At 72.5% G+C, this 23,491-nt stretch carries 25 protein-coding genes; 17 read left to right on the plus strand and 8 right to left on the minus strand.

Annotated elements, in window-relative coordinates:
• Position 1: 1 nt before the first annotated feature.
• Positions 2 to 469: a hypothetical protein gene (locus FB382_RS05795; RefSeq protein WP_220481273.1), complete on the minus strand. Its 468-nt coding sequence runs from the start codon at positions 467 to 469 to the stop codon at positions 2 to 4.
• An 86-nt stretch (positions 470 to 555) separates the two neighbouring features.
• Between FB382_RS05795 and FB382_RS05800 the strand changes: the two genes are divergently transcribed.
• The 8 genes from FB382_RS05800 (at position 556) to FB382_RS05835 (ending at position 9,286) form a co-directional block, all read left to right on the plus strand.
• Positions 556 to 1,248 carry a helix-turn-helix transcriptional regulator gene (locus FB382_RS05800; protein ID WP_182537534.1) on the plus strand — a complete coding sequence of 231 codons (693 nt, stop codon included), beginning with the start codon at positions 556 to 558 and terminating at the stop codon, positions 1,246 to 1,248.
• Between the two features lie 119 nt (positions 1,249 to 1,367).
• Positions 1,368 to 2,027, plus strand: coding sequence for a hypothetical protein (locus FB382_RS05805; RefSeq protein WP_182537536.1), 660 nt, complete (start codon positions 1,368 to 1,370; stop codon positions 2,025 to 2,027).
• A gap of 67 nt (positions 2,028 to 2,094) precedes the next feature.
• Complete coding sequence (locus FB382_RS05810; RefSeq protein ID WP_125035540.1) at positions 2,095 to 3,432, plus strand: glutamine synthetase family protein; 1,338 nt, start codon at positions 2,095 to 2,097, stop codon at positions 3,430 to 3,432.
• The gene (locus FB382_RS05815; protein WP_182537538.1) at positions 3,429 to 3,839 is read left to right on the plus strand and encodes a hypothetical protein; all 411 of its coding nucleotides are present in this window, start codon (positions 3,429 to 3,431) and stop codon (positions 3,837 to 3,839) included. The genes FB382_RS05810 and FB382_RS05815 overlap by 4 nt, the downstream gene beginning before the upstream one ends.
• 10 nt (positions 3,840 to 3,849) lie before the next feature.
• Positions 3,850 to 4,581 (plus strand): glutamine amidotransferase-related protein, encoded by a 732-nt coding sequence (locus FB382_RS05820; RefSeq protein WP_182537540.1) that lies wholly within the window; start codon positions 3,850 to 3,852, stop codon positions 4,579 to 4,581.
• Positions 4,578 to 7,553 carry a bifunctional [glutamine synthetase] adenylyltransferase/[glutamine synthetase]-adenylyl-L-tyrosine phosphorylase gene (locus tag FB382_RS05825; RefSeq protein ID WP_182537543.1) on the plus strand — a complete coding sequence of 992 codons (2,976 nt, stop codon included), beginning with the start codon at positions 4,578 to 4,580 and terminating at the stop codon, positions 7,551 to 7,553. Before FB382_RS05820 ends, FB382_RS05825 begins: the two co-directional genes overlap by 4 nt.
• 10 nt (positions 7,554 to 7,563) lie before the next feature.
• Positions 7,564 to 8,346 carry an isocitrate lyase/PEP mutase family protein gene (locus FB382_RS05830; protein WP_182537545.1) on the plus strand — a complete coding sequence of 261 codons (783 nt, stop codon included), beginning with the start codon at positions 7,564 to 7,566 and terminating at the stop codon, positions 8,344 to 8,346.
• A 10-nt stretch (positions 8,347 to 8,356) separates the two neighbouring features.
• Positions 8,357 to 9,286 carry an alkaline phosphatase family protein gene (locus FB382_RS05835; protein WP_343055500.1) on the plus strand — a complete coding sequence of 310 codons (930 nt, stop codon included), beginning with the start codon at positions 8,357 to 8,359 and terminating at the stop codon, positions 9,284 to 9,286.
• Between the two features lie 16 nt (positions 9,287 to 9,302).
• Here the strand turns inward: FB382_RS05835 and FB382_RS22800 are convergent, their stop codons facing one another.
• The 3 genes from FB382_RS22800 to FB382_RS05850 are packed head-to-tail and all read right to left on the minus strand — an operon-like array spanning position 9,303 to position 11,759.
• Positions 9,303 to 10,628 carry an ATP-binding protein gene (locus FB382_RS22800; protein WP_182537547.1) on the minus strand — a complete coding sequence of 442 codons (1,326 nt, stop codon included), beginning with the start codon at positions 10,626 to 10,628 and terminating at the stop codon, positions 9,303 to 9,305.
• Complete coding sequence (locus FB382_RS05845; RefSeq protein WP_182537549.1) at positions 10,625 to 11,287, minus strand: response regulator transcription factor; 663 nt, start codon at positions 11,285 to 11,287, stop codon at positions 10,625 to 10,627. The genes FB382_RS22800 and FB382_RS05845 overlap by 4 nt, the downstream gene beginning before the upstream one ends.
• A 4-nt stretch (positions 11,288 to 11,291) precedes the next feature.
• A complete protein-coding gene (locus tag FB382_RS05850; RefSeq protein ID WP_182537552.1) occupies positions 11,292 to 11,759 on the minus strand; it encodes a DUF2231 domain-containing protein in 468 nt (155 codons plus the stop codon).
• Positions 11,760 to 11,943: 184 nt separating this feature from the next.
• Between FB382_RS05850 and FB382_RS05855 the strand changes: the two genes are divergently transcribed.
• From FB382_RS05855 to FB382_RS05875, 5 genes are all read left to right on the plus strand, one after another.
• Positions 11,944 to 13,035 (plus strand): beta-eliminating lyase-related protein, encoded by a 1,092-nt coding sequence (locus FB382_RS05855; protein WP_182537554.1) that lies wholly within the window; start codon positions 11,944 to 11,946, stop codon positions 13,033 to 13,035.
• Positions 13,032 to 13,940 (plus strand): GNAT family N-acetyltransferase, encoded by a 909-nt coding sequence (locus FB382_RS05860; RefSeq protein ID WP_220481274.1) that lies wholly within the window; start codon positions 13,032 to 13,034, stop codon positions 13,938 to 13,940. Before FB382_RS05855 ends, FB382_RS05860 begins: the two co-directional genes overlap by 4 nt.
• Positions 13,941 to 14,047: 107 nt before the next feature.
• Positions 14,048 to 14,677 (plus strand): TasA family protein, encoded by a 630-nt coding sequence (locus tag FB382_RS05865; protein ID WP_182537556.1) that lies wholly within the window; start codon positions 14,048 to 14,050, stop codon positions 14,675 to 14,677.
• Between the two features lie 108 nt (positions 14,678 to 14,785).
• Positions 14,786 to 15,499: a signal peptidase I gene (locus tag FB382_RS05870; RefSeq protein ID WP_182537558.1), complete on the plus strand. Its 714-nt coding sequence runs from the start codon at positions 14,786 to 14,788 to the stop codon at positions 15,497 to 15,499.
• Positions 15,496 to 15,879 (plus strand): hypothetical protein, encoded by a 384-nt coding sequence (locus FB382_RS05875; protein ID WP_182537561.1) that lies wholly within the window; start codon positions 15,496 to 15,498, stop codon positions 15,877 to 15,879. Before FB382_RS05870 ends, FB382_RS05875 begins: the two co-directional genes overlap by 4 nt.
• 19 nt (positions 15,880 to 15,898) lie before the next feature.
• Here the strand turns inward: FB382_RS05875 and FB382_RS05880 are convergent, their stop codons facing one another.
• Positions 15,899 to 16,645, minus strand: a complete 747-nt coding sequence (locus FB382_RS05880) for a response regulator transcription factor (protein ID WP_125035554.1) — start codon at positions 16,643 to 16,645, stop codon at positions 15,899 to 15,901.
• Between the two features lie 79 nt (positions 16,646 to 16,724).
• Between FB382_RS05880 and FB382_RS05885 the strand changes: the two genes are divergently transcribed.
• From FB382_RS05885 to FB382_RS05895, 3 genes are all read left to right on the plus strand, one after another.
• The gene (locus FB382_RS05885; RefSeq protein ID WP_182537563.1) at positions 16,725 to 17,186 is read left to right on the plus strand and encodes a hypothetical protein; all 462 of its coding nucleotides are present in this window, start codon (positions 16,725 to 16,727) and stop codon (positions 17,184 to 17,186) included.
• 229 nt (positions 17,187 to 17,415) lie between these two features.
• Positions 17,416 to 18,180 carry a hypothetical protein gene (locus FB382_RS05890; protein ID WP_182537565.1) on the plus strand — a complete coding sequence of 255 codons (765 nt, stop codon included), beginning with the start codon at positions 17,416 to 17,418 and terminating at the stop codon, positions 18,178 to 18,180.
• A 60-nt stretch (positions 18,181 to 18,240) separates the two neighbouring features.
• On the plus strand, positions 18,241 to 19,221 hold the full coding sequence (locus FB382_RS05895) for a patatin-like phospholipase family protein (RefSeq protein ID WP_182537567.1): 981 nt from the start codon (positions 18,241 to 18,243) through the stop codon (positions 19,219 to 19,221).
• On the opposite strand, the gene FB382_RS05900 is transcribed toward FB382_RS05895, so the two are convergent.
• A complete protein-coding gene (locus tag FB382_RS05900) occupies positions 19,218 to 20,237 on the minus strand; it encodes a 5'-3' exonuclease (protein ID WP_182537569.1) in 1,020 nt (339 codons plus the stop codon). The two genes, FB382_RS05895 and FB382_RS05900, sit on opposite strands and share 4 nt — an antisense overlap.
• A 28-nt stretch (positions 20,238 to 20,265) precedes the next feature.
• Between FB382_RS05900 and ctlX the strand changes: the two genes are divergently transcribed.
• Positions 20,266 to 21,291, plus strand: coding sequence for a citrulline utilization hydrolase CtlX (gene ctlX / locus FB382_RS05905; RefSeq protein ID WP_182537572.1), 1,026 nt, complete (start codon positions 20,266 to 20,268; stop codon positions 21,289 to 21,291).
• A 4-nt stretch (positions 21,292 to 21,295) separates the two neighbouring features.
• Here the strand turns inward: ctlX and FB382_RS05910 are convergent, their stop codons facing one another.
• The gene (locus FB382_RS05910) at positions 21,296 to 22,771 is read right to left on the minus strand and encodes a hypothetical protein (RefSeq protein WP_182537573.1); all 1,476 of its coding nucleotides are present in this window, start codon (positions 22,769 to 22,771) and stop codon (positions 21,296 to 21,298) included.
• 1 nt (position 22,772) lies between these two features.
• Positions 22,773 to 23,303, minus strand: a complete 531-nt coding sequence (locus FB382_RS05915) for a SigE family RNA polymerase sigma factor (RefSeq protein ID WP_182537575.1) — start codon at positions 23,301 to 23,303, stop codon at positions 22,773 to 22,775.
• Between the last annotated feature and the right edge of the window lie 188 nt (positions 23,304 to 23,491).

Here is a 23,491-nt window from a genome sequence, read left to right on the forward strand (position 1 = left end):
TTCAGTCGGTCGGCTTGTGGAAGGTCGTGGCGAGACGGGCGAGGGCGAGCGCGGCCACCATCAGGCCGAAGTCGCGCAGCGCGATGTCGTAGTACTCGCCCTGGCTGACCAGGTTGACCACCAGTCCGGCGAACCACGCCGCCAGCACGTAGGCGCCGATCCGCGGCATCGTGAGGACGAGCAGGCCGGCGAGGATCTCGACGACCCCGACGCCGAGCATCATCTGGTGGGCCGAGCCCGGGACGATGTCGTTGATCCAGGGGGCGAGGTAGTCCTTCCAGTTGGCCAGGCCGTCGAAGTACTTGTCGATCCCGACGACGATCGGCGCCACCGTGAACAGCGCCCACAGCATGACGAAGGCCTGACGTGCGGGTTCGATCCGCCCGATCGTGGCGAGGTCGTGGAACTCCCGCGAGATCTCCTGGGCGACGTCGTGGGTCCGGTCCCGGGCCGTGTGCATGATCGTCATGGTGACTCCTTTCTAAGAGATAGATATACCTACGGTAGAGTCGTCCCACTGTTTCGTCCATAGACATGTCTGTTAGAAAGTGCCCCATGCCCGAGGAGAGCTTTTCCCGCCGCGTGACCAAGCTCGGGTCGCTGGCCGACCCGGTGCGCCGGGCGCTCTACCGCTTCGTCACCGAGCAGCCCGACGCGGTCAGCCGTGACCAGGCCGCCGACGGCGTCGACGTGCCCCGGCACACGGCCAAGCACCACCTCGACCGCCTCGTCGAGGAGGGACTGCTCGTCACGGAGTTCCGACGGCTCACCGGCCGCAGTGGGCCCGGCGCGGGCCGGCCCTCGAAGCTCTACCGCCGGGCCGAGGACGAGGTGGAGGTCAGCCTCCCGCACCGGCGCTACGACCTCGCCGGGGCGGTGCTCGCCGACGCCGTCGGCCGCTCCCTGGCAGGTACGCCGATCGCCGATGCCGTCCGTGCCGCCGCGCTGGAGGCGGGCAGCCGGATCGCGGCCGAGGCGCCGCACCACGACCGCCGCTCCTCGGAGCTGGCCCGGGTCGGGGAGGTGCTCGCGCGGCACGGCTACGAGCCGCGGGTGAGCGACGAGCTCGTCCTCGCCAACTGCCCCTTCGACCGGATCGCCGCCGAGCACACCGAGGTGGTGTGCGGGATGAACCAGGCCTTCGTCGAGGGCGTGGTCGAGCGCCTCGGCTGTCACGGGCTGGAGGCCGCCCTCGATCCCGGCGACCCCTGGTGCTGCGTGAAGGTCCGGCCGCGCGCGGAGGCGTGAGGCCCGCCAAGAAAAGTCCGGACGGCCCGCAACAAAGCCGGCCGGTCGTGCGTCATTCCCAGCGACACCGGCAACGGCGCTCATCGGGAGCGCCGGGCCGACCGCCCGAGGAGAACACCATGACCAGCACCCGGCCCCGCACCCGTCGTACCGCCGTCCTCGCCACCACGGTGGCGGGCGTCGCCGCCAGCCTGACCGGCTACGCCGCCGACGCGGCCCGCGCCGAGGTCGCGCCCGTGACGCCGCTGACGTCCGTGACGAGCACCGCCGCGGCCGCCCAGACGACCACGCTGACCTTCTCGGTCCACGACTGCGACGGCTGCCAGATCCAGCCGCTGCAGTACCAGGCCGGCCAGCAGAAGGCCTGGTCGGGCAAGAAGAAGACGGTCAAGGACGGCACGGTCTCCTGGACGTTCGCGACCAAGCACACCCGCGGCATGAGCTTCTGGATCCGGGCTCCCTGGGAGGGGTCGGACGGCGACAGCACGGGCTTCGTCGCCAACATCGTGACCCGCTACGACCACGAGAAGGCGGGCTCGACCGTGACCCGCGACGACGTGCGCTCCAAGACCAAGGCGTCGGGCTGCTGGGCGGGCACCGACGCCACCGAGGTGACGATCCCGCTCGAGGTCCGCAAGGTCATGGTCGACGGCTACCAGGGCAAGACCCCCGGCACGCTCGCCTGGACCAAGGTCACCCAGGAGTGGTGGCGGCCGATCCTGAAGACCTACAAGGGGATCCTCGGCTCGCAGGACTACATGCCCTGCAAGAAGCCCTGATCCAGACCTGGTCCCGCCCCGGCGGCCGTGCCCGCGAGTGCGGGCCGGCCGCCGCTAGGCTGCGGCCATGGGCAAGCAGGAAGACTTCGTACTCCGCGCTCTCGAGGAGCGGGACGTCCGGTTCGTCAGGTTGTGGTTCACCGACGTCCTGGGCTTCCTCAAGTCCGTGGCGGTGGCCCCGGCCGAGCTCGAGGGGGCCTTCGCCGAGGGCATCGGCTTCGACGGCTCGGCCATCGAGGGCTTCGCGCGCGTCTACGAGGCCGACATGCTGGCCAAGCCCGACCCGTCGACCTTCCAGATCCTGCCGTGGCGCGGTGAGGGCCCCTCGACCGCGCGGATGTTCTGCGACATCGTGATGCCCGACGGCTCGCCGTCGTACGCCGATCCCCGCTACGTCCTCAAGCGCACGCTCAGCAAGGCGGCCGAGAAGGGCTTCACCTTCTACACGCACCCCGAGATCGAGTTCTACCTCTTCAAGAACACCCCGACCGCCGGCGACGAGCCGGTGCCGGTGGACCGGTCGGGCTACTTCGACCACACGGCGCAGTCGATGGGCGCCGACTTCCGGCGCGAGGCGATCACGATGCTGGAGTCGATGGGCATCTCGGTGGAGTTCAGCCACCACGAGGGCGGCCCGGGCCAGCAGGAGATCGACCTGCGCTACGCCGACGCGCTGTCGACGGCCGACAACATCATGACCTTCCGCACCGTCATCCGTGAGGTGGCGCTGAGCCAGGGGATCTGGGCGACGTTCATGCCCAAGCCCTACACGACCCACCCGGGCTCGGGCATGCACACGCACGTCTCGCTCTTCGAGGGCGACCAGAACGCCTTCTTCGAGGCCGGCGCCGAGTACCAGCTCTCCAAGACGGGCCGTCAGTTCATCGCCGGCATCCTGCGGCACGCGCCCGAGATCAGCGTCGTGACCAACCAGTGGGTCAACTCCTACAAGCGGATGATGTTCGGCGGCGAGGCGCCGTCCTACATCTGCTGGGGCCACAACAACCGCTCGGCGATGATCCGGGTGCCGATGTACAAGCCCAACAAGGGCCAGTCGACCCGCGTCGAGCTGCGCACCATCGACGCGGCCTGCAACCCCTACCTCGCGTACGCCGTGGTGCTGGCCGCCGGCATGAAGGGCATCGAGGAGGGCTACGACCTCCCGCGCGAGGCCGAGGACGACGTGTGGTCGCTGTCGGAGAAGGAGCGCAAGAGCCTCGGCATCTCGCCGCTGCCGCGGTCCCTGCACGACGCCATCGGGATCGCCGAGGAGTCCGAGCTGCTGGCCGAGACCCTGGGCGAGCACGTCTTCGACTTCTTCCTCCGCAACAAGCGTGCGGAGTGGGAGGAGTACCGCGGCCAAGTCTCCGCCTTCGAGCGGGACCGGATGCTGCCCGTCCTGTGACGACCCGGTCGGACCGCGATCTCCCGCCGCCCTACGACCGGGGGCGGGCCCGGCAGCTCCGGATGATGCTGTACGCCGTGCTGGCCTCGGCCACCGTGATGGTGATCCTCGCCGTGGCGCTGCTGATCCACACCGGTGACGACGCCTCGACCGGTGTGGTGCTGCTCGTGGTGCTCGTCCCCGCCCTGGTCCTGCTCGGCCTGTCGGTCCGCACGCTGGCCCTGCTCGCCCTCGCGGACCGCCGCGTGAAGATGTGGGTGACGGCCAGCGGCACGGCCGCGATCCTCGACGGGCTGCTGCTCACCCGGGTCGGGGTCGGCTGGGTCCTGATCGTGGTCGGGGTGCTGCTGGTCCTGGTCGGCGCCCTGCCCGGACGCGACCCCGACACGGGCCGCACCTCCGGCTAGGTTGGCGCTCGTGAGCTCCCCGAAGATCTCCCCGCGGATCCTGGTCATCGAGCACGAGGACCAGTGCCCGCCCGCCCTCGTCGGCGACTGGCTCGCCGCCGCCGGCTGCGAGCTCGACGTGGTCCGCCCCTACGCCGGCGACGAGGTCCCGGCGCTGGAGGGCTACGACGCCTTCCTCGTCCTCGGCGGACCGATGGGGGCCAACGACGACGACCGGCACGCGTGGCTGCCGGTGGTGAAGGAGCGCGTGCGCGCAGCCGTCGCCTCCGACCTGCCCACCCTGGGCATCTGCCTGGGCCACCAGCTGATCGCCGTCGCCCTCGGCGGCACGGTCGGGCCCAACCCGCTGGGCCAGCAGGTCGGCCTGCTCGGCGTCGCGTGGACCGACGCGGCCGCGTCCGACCCGCTGCTCGGCCCCGTCGCGACACCGCGTCGCGGGGTCCAGTGGAACGACGACGTGGTCACGGCGCTGCCCGACGGTGCCACGCTGCTGGCCGCGACCGGCCGGGGCGAGGTGCAGGCCGTCCGCTACGCCGCCACGGTGTGGGGCGTGCAGCTGCACCCGGAGGTCGACGTCTCGGTCCTGAAGCCGTGGGCCGACTCCGACAGGGGCTCCCACGAGGCGCGGGGCATCGACCAGGAGGCGCTGCTGCGCGACATCGACGCGGCCCGGGCCGAGCTCGACGACGCCTGGCGCCCGCTGGCCGACGGCTTCGCGCGGTTGGCCGCGGCCCCTCGATGAGCCGGGCCACCACCGGCAAGGGCACGCTCCTGCGCCTGGGCTTCCTCGACGCCGACGGGGCGCTCGACGCCCTCGCCGCGCTGGGGCCGGCCGGTGACCCGCTGTTGGCGCTGCTGTCCCGGACCGCCGACCCCGACCAGGCGCTGGCCGCGCTGGTCCGGGTCGCCGAGGCGGCCGAGGACCGGGACGAGCTGCTGGCGGCGCTGGTCGACGACGAGGGCACGGCCATGCGGCTGCTCTGCGTGCTCGGCGCCAGCGAGGCGCTCGGCGACCACCTCGTCCGGCACCCGGGTCACTGGCACGAGCTGACCGATCCGTTGCTCGGGTCGACCCGCCCGGCGGCGTACGCCGTGAGGGAGGGGCTGCTGCGCGCGGTCGGCGCCGACCCGCACGACCCGCGGCCGACCGCGACCGTCCCCGACGCCGCGGCGCTGGACGCGCTGCGCGTCGAGTACCGCCGGATCCTGCTGCGGCTGGCCTCCCGCGACCTGGCCCACCACCTCGGTCTCGACGACGCGGCCGCCGAGCTGTCCGACCTGGCCGCCGGCACCCTCGAGGCGGCCTTGGCGATCGCGCGGCAGCGGGTCGGGGCCGACGCGGCGTCCACGAGGCTGGCGGTCGTCGCGATGGGCAAGTGCGGCGGCCACGAGCTCAACTACGTCTCCGACGTCGACGTGATCTTCGCCTACGAGCCCGTCGACGGCGCCGACGAGAGCGTGGCCGCCCGGGCAGCCACGCAGCTCGCGAGCAACCTCATCCAGGTCTGCGGCGACCACACCGGCGAGGGCACCATCTGGCCGGTCGACGCCGCGCTGCGGCCCGAGGGCAAGTCCGGGCCGCTGGTCCGCACGATCGCCAGCCACCGCGGCTACTACGAGCGCTGGGCCAAGACGTGGGAGTTCCAGGCCCTGCTCAAGGCCCGGCCGGTCGCCGGCGACCTCGCGCTCGGCCGTGAGTACGTCGCCATGGTCGCGCCGCTGGTCTGGAGCGCCGCCGAGCGCCAGGGCTTCGTCGAGGACACCCAGGCGATGCGTCGCCGCGTCGTCGACCACATCCCGCCGCGCGAGGCGGACCGGCAGCTCAAGCTGGGCTCCGGCGGGCTGCGCGACGTCGAGTTCGCCGTCCAGCTGCTCCAGCTCGTGCACGGCCGCGCCGACGAGAAGCTCCGGGCCCAGGCGACCCTGAGCGCGCTGGCCGAGCTGACCCGGGGCGGTTACGTCGGCCGCGAGGACGGCGAGGCGCTGCACGAGGCCTACTCCTTCCTGCGGATGCTCGAGCACCGGATCCAGCTCTCGCAGCTGCGTCGTACGCACGTGGTGCCGACCGACGAGGGGGCGCTGCGGCGGCTCGGCCGGAGCATGGGCTTCCACAAGGAGCCGGCCGCCAACCTCGACAAGACCTGGCAGCACCACCGCCGCGAGGTGCGTCGCCTGCACGAGAAGCTCTTCTACCGCCCGCTGCTGGCCGCGGTGGCGAAGATCCCCGGCCCGGAGGCCCGGCTCTCGCCCGAGGCCGCGGCCTCCCGCCTGGCCGCGCTCGGGTACGCCGACCCGAAGGCCGCGCTGCGCCACCTCGAGGCGCTGACCAGCGGCGTGACGCGGGCGGCCCGGATCCAGCGGGCGCTGCTGCCCGCGATGCTGGGGTGGATGGCCGACGCGCCCGACCCGGACGCCGGGCTCTTCGGCTTCCGCCGGATCAGCGAGTCGCTCGGCGACACGCCCTGGTACCTCAAGACGCTGCGCGACGAGGGCCAGGTGGCCGAGCGGCTCGCGAAGCTGCTGGCCACCTCGCGCTACGCCACCCGGCTGCTCGAGCGCGAGCCGCAGGGCGTGCGGATGCTGGGGGAGGACCTCGACCCGCTGCCCGCCGAGGCGCTCACCGAGGAGATGGTCGCCTCCAGCAGCCGGCAGCAGGACCCCGAGAAGGCGGTCCGCGCGATCCGCGCGATCCGGCGCCGCGAGCTGTTCCGGATCGCGGCCGGCGACATGTTGGGGCTGATCGACGTGGCCGACGTGGGGGCCGGCCTGTCCCGCCTCACCGACGCGACGCTCGAGGCCACGCTCGTGGTCACGATGCGGGCGGTCTGCGAGGCGCGGTCGCTGGACGCGCCGCCGACCCGGATCGCGGTGATCGCGATGGGTCGCTACGGCGGCTTCGAGCTGTCCTACGGCTCGGACGCCGACGTGCTGTTCGTGCACGACCCCGAGCCGGGCGCCGACCCGCAGGCTGCGGCGTCGTACGCCCAGGCAGTGGCCAACGAGATCCGCCGCCTGCTCTCGCTGCCCGGCGACGACCCTGCGCTGCTCGTCGACGCCGACCTGCGGCCCGAGGGCAAGCAGGGCGCGCTGGTGCGCACGCTGGAGTCCTACGCGGCCTACTACGCCAAGTGGTCGAAGGTCTGGGAGGCCCAGGCGCTGCTGCGCGCCGACGCGGTGGTCGGCGACCGCGACCTGCGCGAGCGCTTCGAGGCGATGATCGACCCCCTGCGCTTCCCGGCCGAGGGGATCACCGACGACGACGTGGTCGAGGTACGCCGGATCAAGGCCCGCGTCGACCAGGAGCGGTTGCCGCGGGGCGCCGACCCCACCACCCACCTCAAGCTCGGCCGCGGCGGGCTCGCCGACATCGAGTGGACCGTGCAGCTGCTGCAGATGCGGCACGCCGGCCGGGTGCCCGCCCTGCGCACCTCCCGCACGCTCGAGGCGCTGTCCGCGGCGGTCGAGGCGGAGCTGATCTCGGTCGAGGACGCCGAGGAGCTCGAGCACGGCTGGCGCACGGTCTCGCGGATCCGCAACGCCGTGACCCTGGTCCGCGGCAAGCCCGGCGACCACCTGCCCCGCGACGCCCGCGAGAAGGCGGCGGTCGCGGCCATGCTCGGCTACGCGCCCGGCGCCTCGGACGAGATGGTCAACGACTACCTCCGGATCACCCGCCGCGCCCACGCCGTCGTGGACCGGATCTTCTGGGGCTAGATTCCTCGTCATGGCCGACCGAGGAACCATCGAGCGCGGCGCGGAGCTGCTGCGCCTCCACCGTGACCCCAAGCTGCTGAGCCTCGTCAACGTCTGGGACGTCATCAGCGCCACCGTCGTCGCCGCCGTCGAGGGCACCACGGCCCTCGCGACCGCGAGCCACTCGATCGCCGCGACCTACGGCTACCCCGACGGCGAGAACATCCCGCTGGACACGATGCTCGACATGGTCGGGCGGATCGTGGCCTCGACCTCGTTGCCGGTCACCGCCGACCTCGAGGGCGGCTACGGCGACCCCGCGGAGACGATCCGCCGCGCGATCGGCGTCGGCGTCGTCGGGGCCAACATCGAGGACCAGCTGCGCCCGCTGGCCGAGGCGGCCGGCAACGTGGAGAAGATGATGAAGGTGGCGGCCGAGGAGGGCGTCGACTTCGTGCTCAACGCCCGCACCGACGCCTTCGCGAAGGCCCGTGACCGAGACCCGGCCGAGAGCCTCCAGGACGCGGTCGAACGAGGCAAGGCCTACCTCGACGCCGGCGCCCCACTCGTCTTCGTGCCCGCCCGGTTGAACGAGGAGCAGGTCGAGACCCTGGTCGGCGCCTTCGGTCCACAGCGCCTGAGCATGATCGCCATCCCCGGCAACCCGTCGCTGGCTCGCCTGGAGGAGCTCGGCGTGAGCCGTGTGTCGTTCGGCCCGATGTCCCAGAACGTCGCGCTGACCGCCCTGCAGGAGCTGGTCGAGGAGGTCCAGCGCGGTGGGGGCGTCCCCCGGACGATGCGGATGCTGAACTAGCCTCCTGGGGGTGAAGGTTCTCAGCCGCGCCGCCCTGACCGTCACCACCCTCGCCCTCGTCCTCACGGGAGCGTGCTCCAGCGCCTCCCCGGGACCCGACGCGGGCCCATCGCCCGCCGGAGAGGCGAGCCACGCGGCTGCGGCCGTGGCCGCCGCGACGACCCCCAAGGTGACCAAGCTGCTCGTGGTCGTGGAGGAGAACCACTCGCTGGCGCAGATGAAGGCCGGCATGCCCTACACGTTCCGGTTGGCCAAGCGCTACGGCTACGCCACCGGCTACTACGCGATCACGCACCCCTCGCTGCCCAACTACATCGCGATCGCCGGCGGCAAGACCTACGGCATCGACGACGACGCCGACCCTGCGGCGCACCAGCTGGGTGGCCGCTCGGTGTTCGGGCAGGCCATCGCGAACGACCGCACGGCGGCGACGTACGCCCAGGGCATGCCGAGCCGGTGCGCGCTGACCAGCAGCGGGAACTACGCCGTGCGGCACAACCCGTGGACCTACTTCGTCGACGAGCGCGCCCAGTGCCGCAAGCACGACCTGCGGATGAGCCGGTTCGCCGGCGATGTCACGGCCGGCGACCTGCCGCGGGTGGGCATGGTGGTCCCCGACCTCGCGCACGACGCCCACGACGGCACGCTGAAGAAGGCCGACGCCTGGTTCAAGGCGCTGATGACCCAGGTCTTCGACGGTCCCGACTGGACGTCGGGCCACCTCGCGGTCGTGCTGACCGCCGACGAGGACGACCGCAACCACGGCAACCGGGTGCTCACCGTCGTCATCCACCCCAGCCAGGACCACCACGTGATCAAGCGCCGCCTCAACCACTACTCGCTGACGCGCCTGTACGACGACGTCGCGCAGCTGCCCTACCTGCACCGTGCCAAGGGTGCGGCGTCGATGGCGGAGTCGTTCGGGCTGCCGGTGCGCTGACCCCGGGCGGTCGGGGTCAGAGGCGGGGGAGCCGCAGCACGAACAGCGCCCCGCCGGCGGGGGAGGCCCCCTCGGCGAGGAGTACGTCGCCCCCGACAGAGCGCGCCACCCGACGGGCGATGCCCAGCCCCAGGCCGGTGCCTCCGCCCGGGCCCGCGGCGCCGGCGTCGAAGACGGCCTCGCGCACGGTCGGGTCGACGCCGGGGCCGTCGTCGCCGACCCGGACCTCGACGCCGGCCGGGTGCACCGCGACGTCGAGGGACACGGCCGAGCGGGCGTGCCGGACGGCGTTCTCGACGACCGGGGAGAGGGCCCGGACCACGAGGTCGCGCGGGGCCGCGACCCGGACCCCGTCGGGGCCTGCGGTGCGGGCCAGCGCGAGCTCGCCGGGCACGAGCGGGACGACCGCGTCGACCACGTCGCCGAGCAGGCAGGTCGCGGTGCTCTGGACCGCCTCGGGCTCGCGGGCCAGGTCGAGGAGGGTCGTGATGGTGACGGCCATGGCCCGTGAGGCGAGCGCGATCTGCTCGAGGTCCTCCCGGACGTCGTCGCTGACCTCGCCACGCATCAGGGCGAGGTCGGCCGAGCCCTGGATCGCCGCGAGGGGGGTCCGCAGCTCGTGGGCGAGCTCCGAGGTCAGCCGTTGCTCGGCCCGGATCGTCATCGCGACGCGTTCGAGCAGACCGTCCAGAGTGTTGCCCAGGGCCGCGATCTCGTTGGTCGACGGGCCGAGCTCGAACCGCCGACCGAGGTCGTGCTCGCTCCAGTCGGTGGCCCGGTCGGCCATCTGGACCACCGGCGCCAGCGCCCGGTTGGTGACCCAGCGCGCGATCAGGCCGCTGGCGATGAGCACGATCAGGCCGATCGCGATGCAGGCGAACATGACGAACCGGCCCGCGCGCTCGTAGGGCGCCAGCGGCTCGCTCACGATCACGACACCGGAGACGCCGGAGCCGGTCGTGAACGGCTGGGCGCGCAGGCGGGCGCGCTCGCCGATCCGGGTGTAGGTGGTCGTCGTGACGGTGGTCAGCGGCAGCAGGTGCTCGGTGGAGACCGTGGCGAGGTCGCCGGCGACGCGGTGGCCGTGGGCGTCGTACACGGCGACGCCGGGCTCGAGGACCTCGGCGGGCACCGTGAGGGTGGACCCGGAGGCCGAGTCGACCGCGGCGACGACGGCGTCGTTGCGCTCCTCGAGCAGGGTGTTGATGGTGTTCTCGGTGGTCTGGTGGAGCAGCAGCTGGATGCCGAACGTCACCGCGACCATGCCGAGCGCGATCAGCGCCATCGTGGAGAACACGATCTGGGTGCGGAAGGACGCGTGGCGCCAGCGGCTCGTGATCACCTCAGGACGAACCCGACCCCGCGCACGGTCTGCAGGCTGACCGGGGAGTCGAGCTCCTCGAGCTTGCGGCGGACCCTGCGGATGTAGGAGTCGACGGTGTTCTCGCTGACGATGGCGCCGTCGGGCCAGGCGGCGGCCACGACGGCCCGGCGGCGTACGACCTCGCCGGGACGCGACGTGATCGCTGCCAGCATCCGGAACTCCGTGGGGGTCAGGGCCACCTCGGAGTCACGGCAGCGCAACGAGTGACGGGTCGGGTCGAGCAGCAGGTCGCCGGAGGCGGCGACCGGGGTGCGCCCACGGCGGGCCAGGGCCTCCACGCGAGCGATCAGCTCCTTCACGTCGAAGGGCTTGGGCAAGTAGTCGTCCGCGCCGGCCGAGAAGCCGGCGAGCCGGTCGTGGACCGTGCCGAGGGCGGTGAGGAACAGCACGGGGGCCGCCTGGCCGGCCGAGCGCAACGCCTGACAGACGTCGCGGCCGTCGGCGTCGGGAAGTCCGATGTCGAGGATGACCACGTCGAGGTCCACCTCCGGACCGAACTGGCGCAGCGCCTCGCCGCCGGTGTGGGCCGCGACGACGCTGTGCCCGGCGAGGCCCAGCGCCTGGCCGACCACGCGGCGGATCGCCGGGTCGTCCTCGCAGAGTCCGATGGTCGCCATGTGGTCAGTCTCCCCCTGAAGTGGTGGTGGCGGACACCTGGTCGCCCCAGGCGGCGCGGGCGCCGGAGTCGCCGATCCGGTAGACCTGCACGGTCGTCGCCAGGGCGGCAACAACACCGAGGACCGCGACGGCCCGCAGGGCGGTGGTGGCGTCGGGCCGCCTGCGGTCCAGGAGCACGAGCGCCAGCGACAGCACGAGCAGCGGGACCAGGAACCAGATGAGCTGGTCGCCCAGGGCGGCGTGCTCACCGGGGTCGCCGACGTGCTTCTCGAGGGCCTCGCCGCTCGAGGTGGCGATCGGGTCCAGGATCGTGCCGAGCGCGGCGGCGCCGACGACGAGCCAGCCGTAGTGGTGGCGCCAGGTCGGTCGCAGGGCCAGCGCGATGGTGCCCAGCGCTGCCAGCGGCACGAGCACCACGACGGCGTGGACGACGAGGGGGTGGAGGGGCAGGCCGTTGATGAGGTCGAACATGGGACTCCTCTGGGTGTGGACTGGGCGAGTTTCGTGCATGGAACCTGCACGGAACCTGACTGGCGGGCACGGGAGCCCACTGGTGGTCACGGCCGGGCCCTCCGCCGGGTTCATCCGCCGGGTACATCCGCCTCCGACGCAAATGGCGTTGCGCCCCGCCGCCCGGCAGGAGAGGCTCGGCCGCGTGACCGAACTCGATGACCGGCTCAAGGCCGCCGTCCGCGCCTGCACCACCCTGGTGCCGTGGCACCCGAAGACCGCCCCGGCCGAGGTCTTCGCCGGCCTCGCCCGGGCGTGCGAGGAGCTCGGCATCGACGACTGGGACATGTACGCCGACGGCGGGGCCGTCACCCGGCTCGAGACCGAGCTCGCCGAGCTCATGGGCAAGCCCGCGGCCGTCTTCTTCGTCAGCGGGACGATGGCCCAGCAGTCGATGCTGCGGGTGTGGTGCGAACGTCGCGGCACTCGTCGCGTGGGCATCCAGGACCTCTCGCACCTCCTCAAGCACGAGGCGGACGGGCCGCGACTCCTGCACGACCTTCGCTTCGAGCCGCTCACCTCCGGCCGCGAGGTCGCGACCGCCGAGGCGCTCCGGGCGATGACGCCGGGTCTCGGCGCCGCCCTCGTCGAGCTGCCGCTGCGCGACGCCGGGTGCCTGCTGCCCACGTGGGAGCAGCTCACCGAGCTGTCCGCCGCCGCCCGCGAGCTCGGGGTGCCGCTGCACGTCGACGGGGCCCGGATCTGGGAGTCGCAGCCCTTCTACGACCGGCCGCTCGCGGAGATCGCGGCGCTGTTCGACTCGATGTACGTCTCGTTCTACAAGGGCATGGGCGCCGCGTCCGGTGCCGCGGTGGTCGGCGAGCAGGACGCCATGGACGAGCTGCGCGTGTGGCGGCAGCGGATGGGCGGCCAGCTCTACCGGCTCTCGCCGTACGCCGTGGGCGCGCTGGTCGGGCTGCGAGACCGGCTCCCGCGGATGGGGGAGTACGTCGCGTGGGCGCGGGCGTTCGCCAAGGAGCTGGTGGCCGCCGGACTGCGGGTCAACCCGTCTCCGCCGCACACCAACACCTTCTTCGTCCACGCCGAGTCGCCGCTGCCGGGGCTCCAGGAGCGGTTCGCCGCCCTGATGGAGCGCGAGAAGGTCCAGCCGAGCGGCTCGTGGTGGGAGACCGACGTGCCCGGCGTGTGCATGACGGAGTTCACCGCCTACGACTCGGCGCTGGGCCACGACCCGGCCAAGGTCGCGGCCTGGTTCGCCGAGCTCGCCGGGGCGTGAGCACCGTCGGCACCGCGGTGGCCTCCGTGGACGAGGCGCTGCCGCAGATGCAGGAGCTCGCCTCCCGCCTGTGGACCCGGTCCGCACGTCACCACCCGGGCCAGCTGGCCTGGTCCGCCCGCTATGGCCTCGACCTCGGACACGGCCCGGTCGCGCTGTTCCGGGTGGCGGGCGAGCTCGTGGGCTGGGCGTGGGCGGAGGCCGACGACTGGCTGGAGCTGTGCGTCGACCCCGCGCACCCGGATGTCGTCGACGACGCGGCCGGCTGGTTCCTGGACCGGGCACCGGCGGGTCCGTTGCGCACGATGACGCTGGAGACGGAGACCGGGGTGCTCGCGGGCCTGTCGCGGGCCGGCTTCGAGGTGGAGGACCAGCCCTGGTTCACCCACCACCACCTCGACCTCACGGCGTTGCGCGACGTGCCGCCCGTGCCCGGCTACACGCTGCGCCACGTGGAGCCCTCGGAGCACGAGGAGCGGGCCGCGTGCCACCGGGCCGCCTGGGCGGCTCCGGGCGGGACGAGCCGGGTGTCGGCTGCGGCGTACGCCGGGTTGATGGCGACGCCGCCCTACCGCCACGAGCTGGACTGGGTGGCGGTCACCGCCGAGGGCGAGATGGTGGCGTCCTGCCTGGTCTGGCTGGACCCGGGCACGGGCGTGGCGCTCGTCGAGCCCGTCGGCTGCGCACCCGACCACCGAGGACGTGGCCTGGCCGGAGCCGTCAGCCTGGCGGCCCTGCACGCCGCGCGGGACGCCGGGGCGAGCCTCGGCCTCGTCTGTCCTCGGGGCGACGACGACCACCCGGTGCCCGGGCGCGTCTACCGCGCGCTGGGCTTCGAGCCGGGGCCGCGGACGCTCACCTTGAGGTTCGGATCCCCAACCTCTGGAGACTTGTCGGCATCTTGAGCAAACCCCGAGGGAATCCCGGCCGGTCCCTTGAAGGGAGCCCTGCAGAGTTCTGGTCATCAAGGAAATGACCAGCCGGACAGCTGGTCCTGATCAAAGGAACAGCAATGGCTACCTCCCTCCTGAGCACCACCACCGCCAAGGTCCTGGCGTCCGTCGTCCTCGTCGGTGGAGCCGCCTCCGTCGCCGGCCTCGGCACCTTCGGCTCGTTCACCTCGAGCACCTCGGCCAGCGCCAACGTCACCTCCGGTGTCGTCCAGCTGGGTCTGAACCAGGGCGCGGTGGCCACCACCGTGGCCGCCACCCAGGTCCTCCCGGGTGACACGATCCAGCGGGCCGTCACGCTGACCCGCTCCGCGGGCACCGAGTCCTTCGGCTCGGTCAAGATGACCACCAGCACCAGCACCCCGAACCTGCTCACGAGCGACGCCACCAACGGCCTGCAGCTCGCGATCGACAGCTGCTCGGTCGCCTGGACCAAGGGCGCGTCGGACAACTCGCTCTCCTGCTCCGGCACGACCACCTCCGTCCTGGCCTCCCGCGCCGTCATCGGCACCAACCTCGACCTGGCCGCGGCCACCACGGCCCTCAACGCCAACGCCGGCAGCGCCGGCGCGGTCAACCTGCGCCTGTCGATGGTGCTGCCGACCGCTGCCGACAACACGTTCCAAGGCCTCACCAACGCCGTGACGTTCACCTTCGACGCCACGCAGAAGGCCACCGCCACCTACCGGTGACCCAGACCCCCGTGGGGTCGCCTGACCGAGCAGGCGACCCCACGGGCTCGTTGTCTCCCCGCCGCACACCCCGCCAACTCCCCGTCCGACCCAGAACAGGAGCAGACCATGAGCCACACCGTTGCCAGCGCCGGACGCCACCGCGTCGAGGCTCCCGCTCCGTCGGCCGCGCGTCCCTCCTGGGGTCGCCGGATCGGGCACTGGGTGGCCAACGGCGTCCTGCTCGTCTGCGTGCTGGCGTTCTTCGCCATCGCGCTCGGCCCGCACCTCTTCGGCTACCGCACCGCGACGATGCTCACCGGCTCGATGGAGCCGGGGATCATGCCGGGTGACGTGGTCGTGACGGTGCCCAAGCCGACCAGCGAGCTGAAGGTCGGCGACGTGATCAGCTACCAGATCCCGATCGAGGACCACCGGGTGGAGACCCACCGGGTGACCAAGATCGTCCGGGGCAAGGACGGCTCGACCACGATCGTGACCAAGGGTGACAACAACCCGAACGTCGACCCCTGGACCGCGACGCTGAGCGACGACACCGTGTGGGAGGCACGGGCAGTCGTCCCCAAGCTCGGCACCGCGATCCGCGTCCTCCGCACGCCGGCTGTCCGGCACGGCGTGTTCTGGTTCGCCTTCGGCGGACTGATCCTCCTCGGCCTCACGCTGATCTGGGGCAAGGAGGAGGAGGGCGCGGAAGGGGGCAACGACCCCAGTGACACCAGGGGGGACACCGCCGGGGACGCCGCCGGGGACGCCGACGGCACCGACTCGGACGACGACCACGCGCAGCCCAGCCACGAGCACGAGGAGGTCGTCGCCGCATGAGCGAGACCCTGCACCCAGCGCACCCGACGCCCCCGGCCTTCGACGCCAGCGCGCTGGCCCGCCTCGCCAGCGAGGTGGACGACACGACGTACCCGACGGTCTTCGCGACCCGCTACCAGTCCATGCTTCCCCAGCGCGTCGGCCGGATCGCCGAGGCCCTGGGATGCGCCGACCTCGAGGTCGCCCTCGACGCGGTGCTCAGCCTTCGGGTCTCCTCGACCACGGTCGGCACCTGCGAGCTGGCCGAGATCGCCGGCGACATCGAGGCGAGCGTCCGCCGCGAGGACCTGGCCTCGGCCCGGATGTCGGCTCGCCGGCTCGCGGTCGTGGCCTCCCGGGCGCACCTCGCGCTCGGCGGCTACCTCGCCGCCGCGGTCTGACGCCGTCTCGTCCCCAGCGTCAGCTGGGTGCCTCCATGCGGTAGCCCACGCCCCGCACGGTGCGGATGAGCTTGGCCGCGCCGGGGCCCTCGCCCAGCTTGCGACGCAGGTTGCCGATGTGCACCTCGACGAGGTGGGTGTCGGTGGCCCACTCGGTGTCCCAGACAGAGCGCAGCAGCGCCTCGCGGGTCCAGACCCGGGCAGGGGTGCGCATCAGCTCGGTCAGCAGGTCGAACTCGGTGCGGGTCAGCGTCAGCTCGCTGTCGTCCTGGAAGGCCCGGCGGCCGTCGACGTCGACGGTGAGGGTGCCGTGGCGCAGCACTTCGTGCTCGGGCTCGGCCGCGACGTGGTTGTTGACCGGGACGGCGACCGTCTGCGGGCCGCGGCGCGGCCGGCGGAACATCGCGTTGACGCGGGCCTTGAGCTCGCGGGGGCTGAACGGCTTGGACAGGAAGTCGTCGGCGCCGGTCTCCAGCCCGATCAGCTTCTCCACCTCGTCGTCGCGCGCGGTGATCATCACGACGTAGGCGTCGGAGATCTCGCGGATGCGACGGCAGGCCTCGATGCCGTCGATGCCGGGCAGGCCGAGGTCCAGGGTGACCAGGTCCGGGTCGTGGTCGCGCACCGCGTCGACGCCGGCCAGACCGGAGTCGACGGTCATGACGGAGAAGCCCTGCGTCGAGAGCGTGAACTCGATGAGGGAGCGGATGTCCTCGTCGTCCTCGACGACGAGGGCCTTCCGGTCTTCTCCCGAGCTCGTTGACATGTGCACATGGTGCCAGAACTTGCCGCTTTCTTGAGGTTGCTTCGGGTCCCGCTTGAATCCGTTTCGAAAGACTGGGGGCATGACCAGCCTCGACCTCAGCCGCCGCGCGGCCACGGTGCTGCTGGTCGCTGCCCTCGTGGTCCTGACGCCGGGCCTGGCCCTCGCCCGTTTCAGCGCGTCCAGCTCGGCGCCAGCACAGTCCGTCGGCACCGCCGTCCTGGTGGCCCCGACGAGCGTCACCGGCACCTACCAGTGCACCAGCAGCGGCGGCACCGAGGGCGTCTCGGTGACGGTCAGCGGCTTCACCGACACCGGCCCCGCGGGATCGTCGTACGCCGTGACGGTGACCAGCGAGGACGGCCCGAGCAACTCCTCGACCTCCACGGCGCACACCCGCACCGTCTCGGTGTCGCAGACGAACGACAAGGCGTCGACGAAGTACACCGTCTCGATCCGCTCGGTCTACAGCAACTGGACCGGACCACTGTGGTCGAAGGTCGTGTCGTGCACGAAGGGCTCCACCAACTCCGGCTCCCTCTGACAGGTCGAATCGGGACTTCCAGTCACTCGAATCGGGAGTTGTGACCACTCGAATCGGGGCTTTCCGCCAATGCCCTCGCGCCCGGCTGACCTGAAGTCCCGACTCACGTGACGAGAAATACCGACTCGAGTGACGGGAAGTCCCGATTCAACCCCCCTTCAGCGGCGGTTCAGGCTGCCTTCAGCGGGCACGCGGCATCCTCGGGTGACCCCTCGAGGAAGGACCTCCCGTGAAGACCCTGACCATCGCCTCCCTGTGCCTGGCGAGCGCGGCCTCCGCAGCCGCCGTCACGACCGGCGTTGCCGCGTCCGGAGCAGCGCCCGTGACCGCGGCCGCACCGCACAACGTCACTCACCACGCGGCTCCCGCCGCCGTCGACCCGGGCGCGTTCGCGACGTCGAAGCCCAACCCCTACTTCCCGCTGAAGCCCGGCACCGTGGTCCGCTACCGCGGCGTCGACGAGGGGGAGCGGCTGACCGAGCGGCTCACGGTCACCCACGACACCAAGATGATCCAGGGCGTGAAGACGCGGGTCATCCACGACGTCGTCTTCCGTGCCGACGGCTCGGTCGCCGAGCGGACGCGTGACTGGTACGCCGCGGACCAGGACGGCAACGTCTGGTACTTCGGCGAGAACACCGCGACGTACGACGAGCACGGCAACGTCGACTCCCGCGAGGGGTCGTGGCGGGCCGGGCGCGACGGCGCGCGGGCCGGGATCATCATGCCGGCGCACCCCCGCCCGACCGACGCCTACCGCCAGGAGTTCCTCCGCGGGCACGCCGAGGACCAGGCCTGGATCGTCCAGAACGACGCGACGGTGCGGGTCGCCGGCCACCGCTACACCTCGGTCGTGCGCAGCTTCGAGTGGTCGCGGCTGGAGAAGTCGGTCGTGTCGGTGAAGTACTACGCCCAGGGCGTCGGCATCGTCACCGAGCAGGACCTCGCCGGCGGCAGCGAGAAGTTCGAGGCCGTGGCGGTCACCCACCCGTAGGCGCTGCCTAGCGCGGGTGGGCCTTGCGGCGGGGGCTGCGACAGGGCCAGTGTCGGGGCCATGAGCAGGGTGGGGCTCGTCCTGGGAGCCGGCGGGGTGGTGGGGCAGGCCTACCACGCCGGCGTGCTCGCCGCCCTCGAGCACGACCTCGGCTGGGACCCCCGGGACGCCGAGGTCGTCGTGGGCACCTCGGCCGGCGCGATCACCGGGACCCTGCTGCGCGTCGGTGTCCCGGCGCCGGAGCTCGCAGCCTGGATCGTCCAGGCGCCGCTCGAGGCCGAGGGCATGATGCTGCGCAGCCTGCTGGGCAACGAGATCCCCGTGTTCGAGCCGTTCCGGCTGCTGCCGCTGCTGCGCCGGCTCCCGGACCCGCCCGGGTGGGAGATGGTGCAGCGGGCGGTGATCCGGCCGTGGACCTTCCGGCCGATGGCCGCCGCGCTCGCCCTCCTCGCCCCGGGCCGCGTCGACATCGCCGAGCAGCTGGGCATGCTGCGCGAGGTGGAGGGCCGGTCCTGGCCCGACCGCGACCTCTGGATCTGCGCCGTGCGCCGCCGCGACGGCCGGCGCGTCGTCTTCGGCCGGCCGGGTGGGCCGGAGGCCCCCCTGCACCTGGCCATCGCCGCGTCGTGCGCGGTGCCCGGCTACTTCATGCCCGTCACGATCGATGACCACGTGTACGTGGACGGCGGCGCGCACTCACCCACGAACGCCGCGCTCCTGCGGGGACAGGACCTCGACCTGGTGATCGTGGTGTCGCCCATGTCGGGGCCGGTGCAGATCCCCACCGACCTCTACGCCCTGTCCCGCGGCCACGCCGCACGACTGGCCAGGCGCGAGGCCCGCGCGCTCCGGGACAGCGGCACGCCCGTGATCACGTTCCGTCCCGGCGCGGCCGAGCTGGCCGCCATGGGCAACGACTTCATGGCGCGGGAGCGGGTCGACGAGATCGTCCAGCAGGCGTTCCTGGGTGCCGGCTCGTACGCCGCCAGGCCCGAGATCCGGGAGCTGCTGATCACCGCCGGGCTCCGGCGGGGCCACTAGCCGCGGTCGGCCCCCTGGGCGGACGCGGGCGGCTCGGTGAGCACACGCAGCGCCAGGTCGGTGGTCGCGGTGACGTTGAGGTGGCCGACGACGCGCAGCACGCGCTCCACGTCGAGGGGGAGCAGGCCGGGGGAGCCGGGCACGTCGGGGGTCAGCCCGAGGTCGAGGTCGGTCCTGCCGGACATGATCGCCAGGTTGAACTCGAACCGCTCCCGGGCGCCGGGTGCCGTGAGGCGCTTGAGCAGCCCCGCCCCGATCTTGCGGAGCCCCTCCTCCTCGCAGTAGGAGTCGAGGGTCGCGACGAGGTTGAGGCCGTCGGCGTGGTCGATGTCGGCCCACACCGACTGCATCGACCCCATCTGGGTGAGCAGCACCGGAGCGGTCTTCTCGCCGATGCCCGCGACGCCGGGCAGGTTGTCGCTCGCGTCGCCGCGGAGGGCGGCGTACTCGAGGTAGTGCTCGGGGGCGATGCCGTACATCGACTCCAGGCGTGCGGGGCTGAGCAGCGGCGACGCCGCGATCCCGCCGTTGATCAGGCGCAGCACCCGGGTGTGGTCGCTGATGTGGGCGAAGGCGTCCCGGTCGGAGGTGATCAGGACGCAGCTCCAGCCCTCGCGCTCGGCCCAGGTCGCCGCCGAGGCGTTGACGTCGTCGGCCTCCAGCCCCGGCGGGGTCACGGTGTTGAAGCCCAGGGCGTCGAGCATCGCGCCGGCCCGGTCGAGCTGGTCGACCAGGGTCGCGTCCTTCTCCGCACGCCCCGCCTTGTAGTCCGGGTAGGTCGCCGCGCGGATGGAGTGGCTGCGGTCGTCGAGGCCGAAGATCACGGCGTCCGGGGCGAACATGTCGATCGCCTCGAGGATCTGGCGCAGCATCCCGTGCAGCGCCCACGCGGGCCGGCCGCCACGGTCCAGCAGGCCCGTGTCGGAGCGGGCGTGGTGGCTGCGGTGGAGGAGCGAGGGGGCGTCGACGGCGAGCAGCAGGCGGCGGTCGGTGAAGGGGGTTCCGGAGGTCTGCATGGGAGGCCCCATGCTCTACCCTCCCAGCGTGAGTGCCCAAGCCCCCTCCGCTGTGATCCTCATCCGCGCCGAGAAGTTCGTGCCCAACCCGGCGACCGCGGCCGACAACGCCTTCCAGGCCGACATCCCGGCCGGGCAGTCCGCCGACATCACCTCCGCCCAGGCGCTGGCCGAGATGGACGCCGTCGCCGACGCGCTCCGCGAGGCCGGGGTGCGCGTGCACGTCTTCGAGGACCACGACCACACCCGCCCCGACAGCGTCTTCCCGAACAACTGGCTCTCGACGCACGCCGGCGGCACGGTCGCGGTCTACCCGATGTATGCCTCCAACCGGCGGCACGAGCGCCGGGCCGACGTGCTGGAGATGCTCAAGTCGTCCTACCGCGTCCAGACGATCGTGGACTACTCCGGCCTCGAGCCCGACGGCATCTTCCTCGAGGGCACCGGCGCGATGGTCCTCGACCACGTGTCCCGGGTCGCCTACATGGCGGTCAGCCACCGCGCCGACTCCCACGTCCTGGAGCGCTTCTGCACCGACTTCGGCTACGAGCCGATGGCCTTCGACGCCGTCGACTCCAGCGGCGTGCCGGTCTACCACACCAACGTGATCGCCTGCATCGGCACGGACGTCGCGATGATCGCGCTGGAGATGATCCCCGACGTCGTACGCCGTGAGCAGGTCCGCGAGCGCCTCACCGTCAACGGCCGCAAGGTCGTGGAGCTCACCGAGGCGCAGATCCGCGAGTTCGCCGGCAACGCGGTCGAGCTCTGCGGCCGCACCCCGGACGGCCGGCGCCGCTACATCATGGCGATGTCCGCGCGGGCCCGCCGCAGCCTCACGCCCGAGCAGGTCGCGGTGATCGAGGAGTCCTGCGAGATCGTCGCGATCGACATCCCGACGATCGAGCTGGCCGGCGGGTCGGTGCGCTGCATGATCGCCGGCGTCCACCTCGACCTGCGCCCCACCGAGGTCCCGCCGACGACCGCCGTCCGGGCCATCAACGAGGACCACCCGGTCACCGCTGACGGCCGGTACGTCGACGCCGGCGTCTGAGGCCTCAGGCCCCGGCGATGCTCACGTAGCCGACCCGCCACCCGTAGGCGTACTGGGCGGGCTCGAGGATGGCGTAGTAGGTGGCGCTCGGGTTGGCAGCGAAGGAGATCTCGCAGTCCTGGGTGCCGCCGCCGTTGTCCCGGCAGCTGCCGCCCGAGCCGCCCTGGCCCGCGGCGAAGTCGAGCAGCTGCTGCCACTCGCCGTCGCGGATCACGGCCTGGTCGGTGAGCAGGGCGCGGTCGCCGGCGACCACGGCCTCGATCACGGCGTCCAGCGCCTGCTCGGCGGTGACGGTGCCGGTCGCCCCGTCGGCCGCGGGGCCGGCGAACGCGCGGCAGCCCCCGAGCGTGACGCTGCAGCGGACGAGCCGGGCGTCGGCCTGTCCCCGGAGCGGCAGCAGGACCGCAACGAGGGTCTCGTCGTCCTCCCACGCCCAGGTGTTGACGGCGAAGCCCCAGTGGTCGGGTGCGGCCAGCACCATCTCGTCGGTGCTGCCCACCTCCTGCGCGTCCAGGGAGGTCGTGAGGGTGACGTCCCCCCCGATGGTGCCGGCCGGCGCGCGGACGAGCCAGGTGCCGCCGGGGCTGACCTCGAGGTCGTCGTACGTCGGCAGGGTGTCCGTGCGGGTCAGCACGCCGTCGGCGGAGATGGTCGCGAGGTACGGCTCGGTGCTGGTGGCGTCGGTCGCGCCGTCGGCCCCGTCGACGACGACCAGCCCGGCGCCCGTGCCCTGCAGCACCACCTGGTCGGGCGCCGTCTCGTTGAGGTCGACGACCGTCTGCTGGTCGCCGGTCCCGGCGCGCCACATCAGGCTGGTGCGGGTGCCCTGGACGATGACGTCGCCGTCGTCGGTGACGGCGCGGACCTTTACGGAGACGCCGTCCTCCCGGCGGGGCAGGTCGACCGGCGCGGCGCCGAGGCCCTCGCCCGAGGGGGAGGTGTCGAACCCGGTCAGGACGGGCTTGCCGCTGCTGATGTCGACGAACGCGACGTACTTCCCGTGGGGCGAGAGCACCGGTGCCTCGTCGATCACGGCATCGATCGGCCCGGCGTCCACGCCCGGGGCGCCGAACCACCACGTGCCGTCGGGCTGCCAGGCCAGCCAGGCCCCGCCGCGCGACTCGACCGACCAGAACTCGCCGGGCACCTGCGTGCCGTCGACGTAGAGCTTGCGGTCGACGACGTAGGGCACGGCCGGCGGCGTGGCCGCGATCTTCGTGTCCGGCGTCGGGGTGACGCTGGGTGCGGTGGGGGTGGGCTGCGGAGCCGGCTGCGGCCGGCCGTCACCGCCCTGGTCGAGGAACAGCGCCACCGCGCCCACGATCAGCACGACGACCGCAGCGACCAGCAGGGGCTGCCAGTGCCGCACGCGGCCCGGTCGCGCCTCCTCCCGGGGCAGGGACGGCATCGGCGGCACATGGAGGCCGTCGGCGACCTCGTGCAGCTCGCGGACCAGCACCTTCTCGAGTTCCGTGGTCATCTCAGGCCTCCTCTCCGTCGTACAGGTCGTGGCCGACGGCGGCTCGCAGTGACTTGAGCGCGCGGTGGGCCGTGGACTTGACGTTGCCGGTCGAGCACCCGAGTGCGTCGGCGATCTCTCGTTCACTGAGTTGTTCGTAGTAGCGCAGCACGATCACGGCCCGCTGTCGGGGCGGCAGCGAGGCGACGTGCGGCCAGAGCTCCAGGTGGTCCTCGGGACCGGCGGCGCCCGGCGCCGTGCGTGGCTCCGGGGGAGCGTCGGTGAGGAGCTCCAGCTTGCGAGCCAGCGGGCGTTGCTGGGAGACGTAGATGTTGGTGAGCGTGCGCCGCAGGTAGGCGATCGGCTGGTCGGCCCCGCTCACCTTGGTCCAGGACCGGTAGGCCTGCAGCAGCGCCTGCTGCGCGAGGTCCTCGGCGTCCGCATGGTTCCCGGCGAGCAGGTACGCCGAGCGGTACAGCCTCGGCCACGCGGACGTGGCGAGCTCCTCGAACGCCGACGCGTCCTGCGTCTGCTTCGTGGTCGTGAACGCCATCTGGCACCCCCTTCGTACCCCTCTTGACGACACCCGGGGGAGAAAGGTTGCGCCGTGGGCGGGCGGATGACGGGCACGACCAGCCCACCACACGACAGCGCGTGGCGCCACAGAGGCTGAAGCGCTGCAGATTCCTGCGCCACTCGAAGCCGGCCGACCACGCTCCCGGCGAACCAGACGACGGGGTG

This window comes from Nocardioides ginsengisegetis (assembly GCF_014138045.1).
GTDB lineage: Bacteria > Actinomycetota > Actinomycetes > Propionibacteriales > Nocardioidaceae > Nocardioides > Nocardioides ginsengisegetis.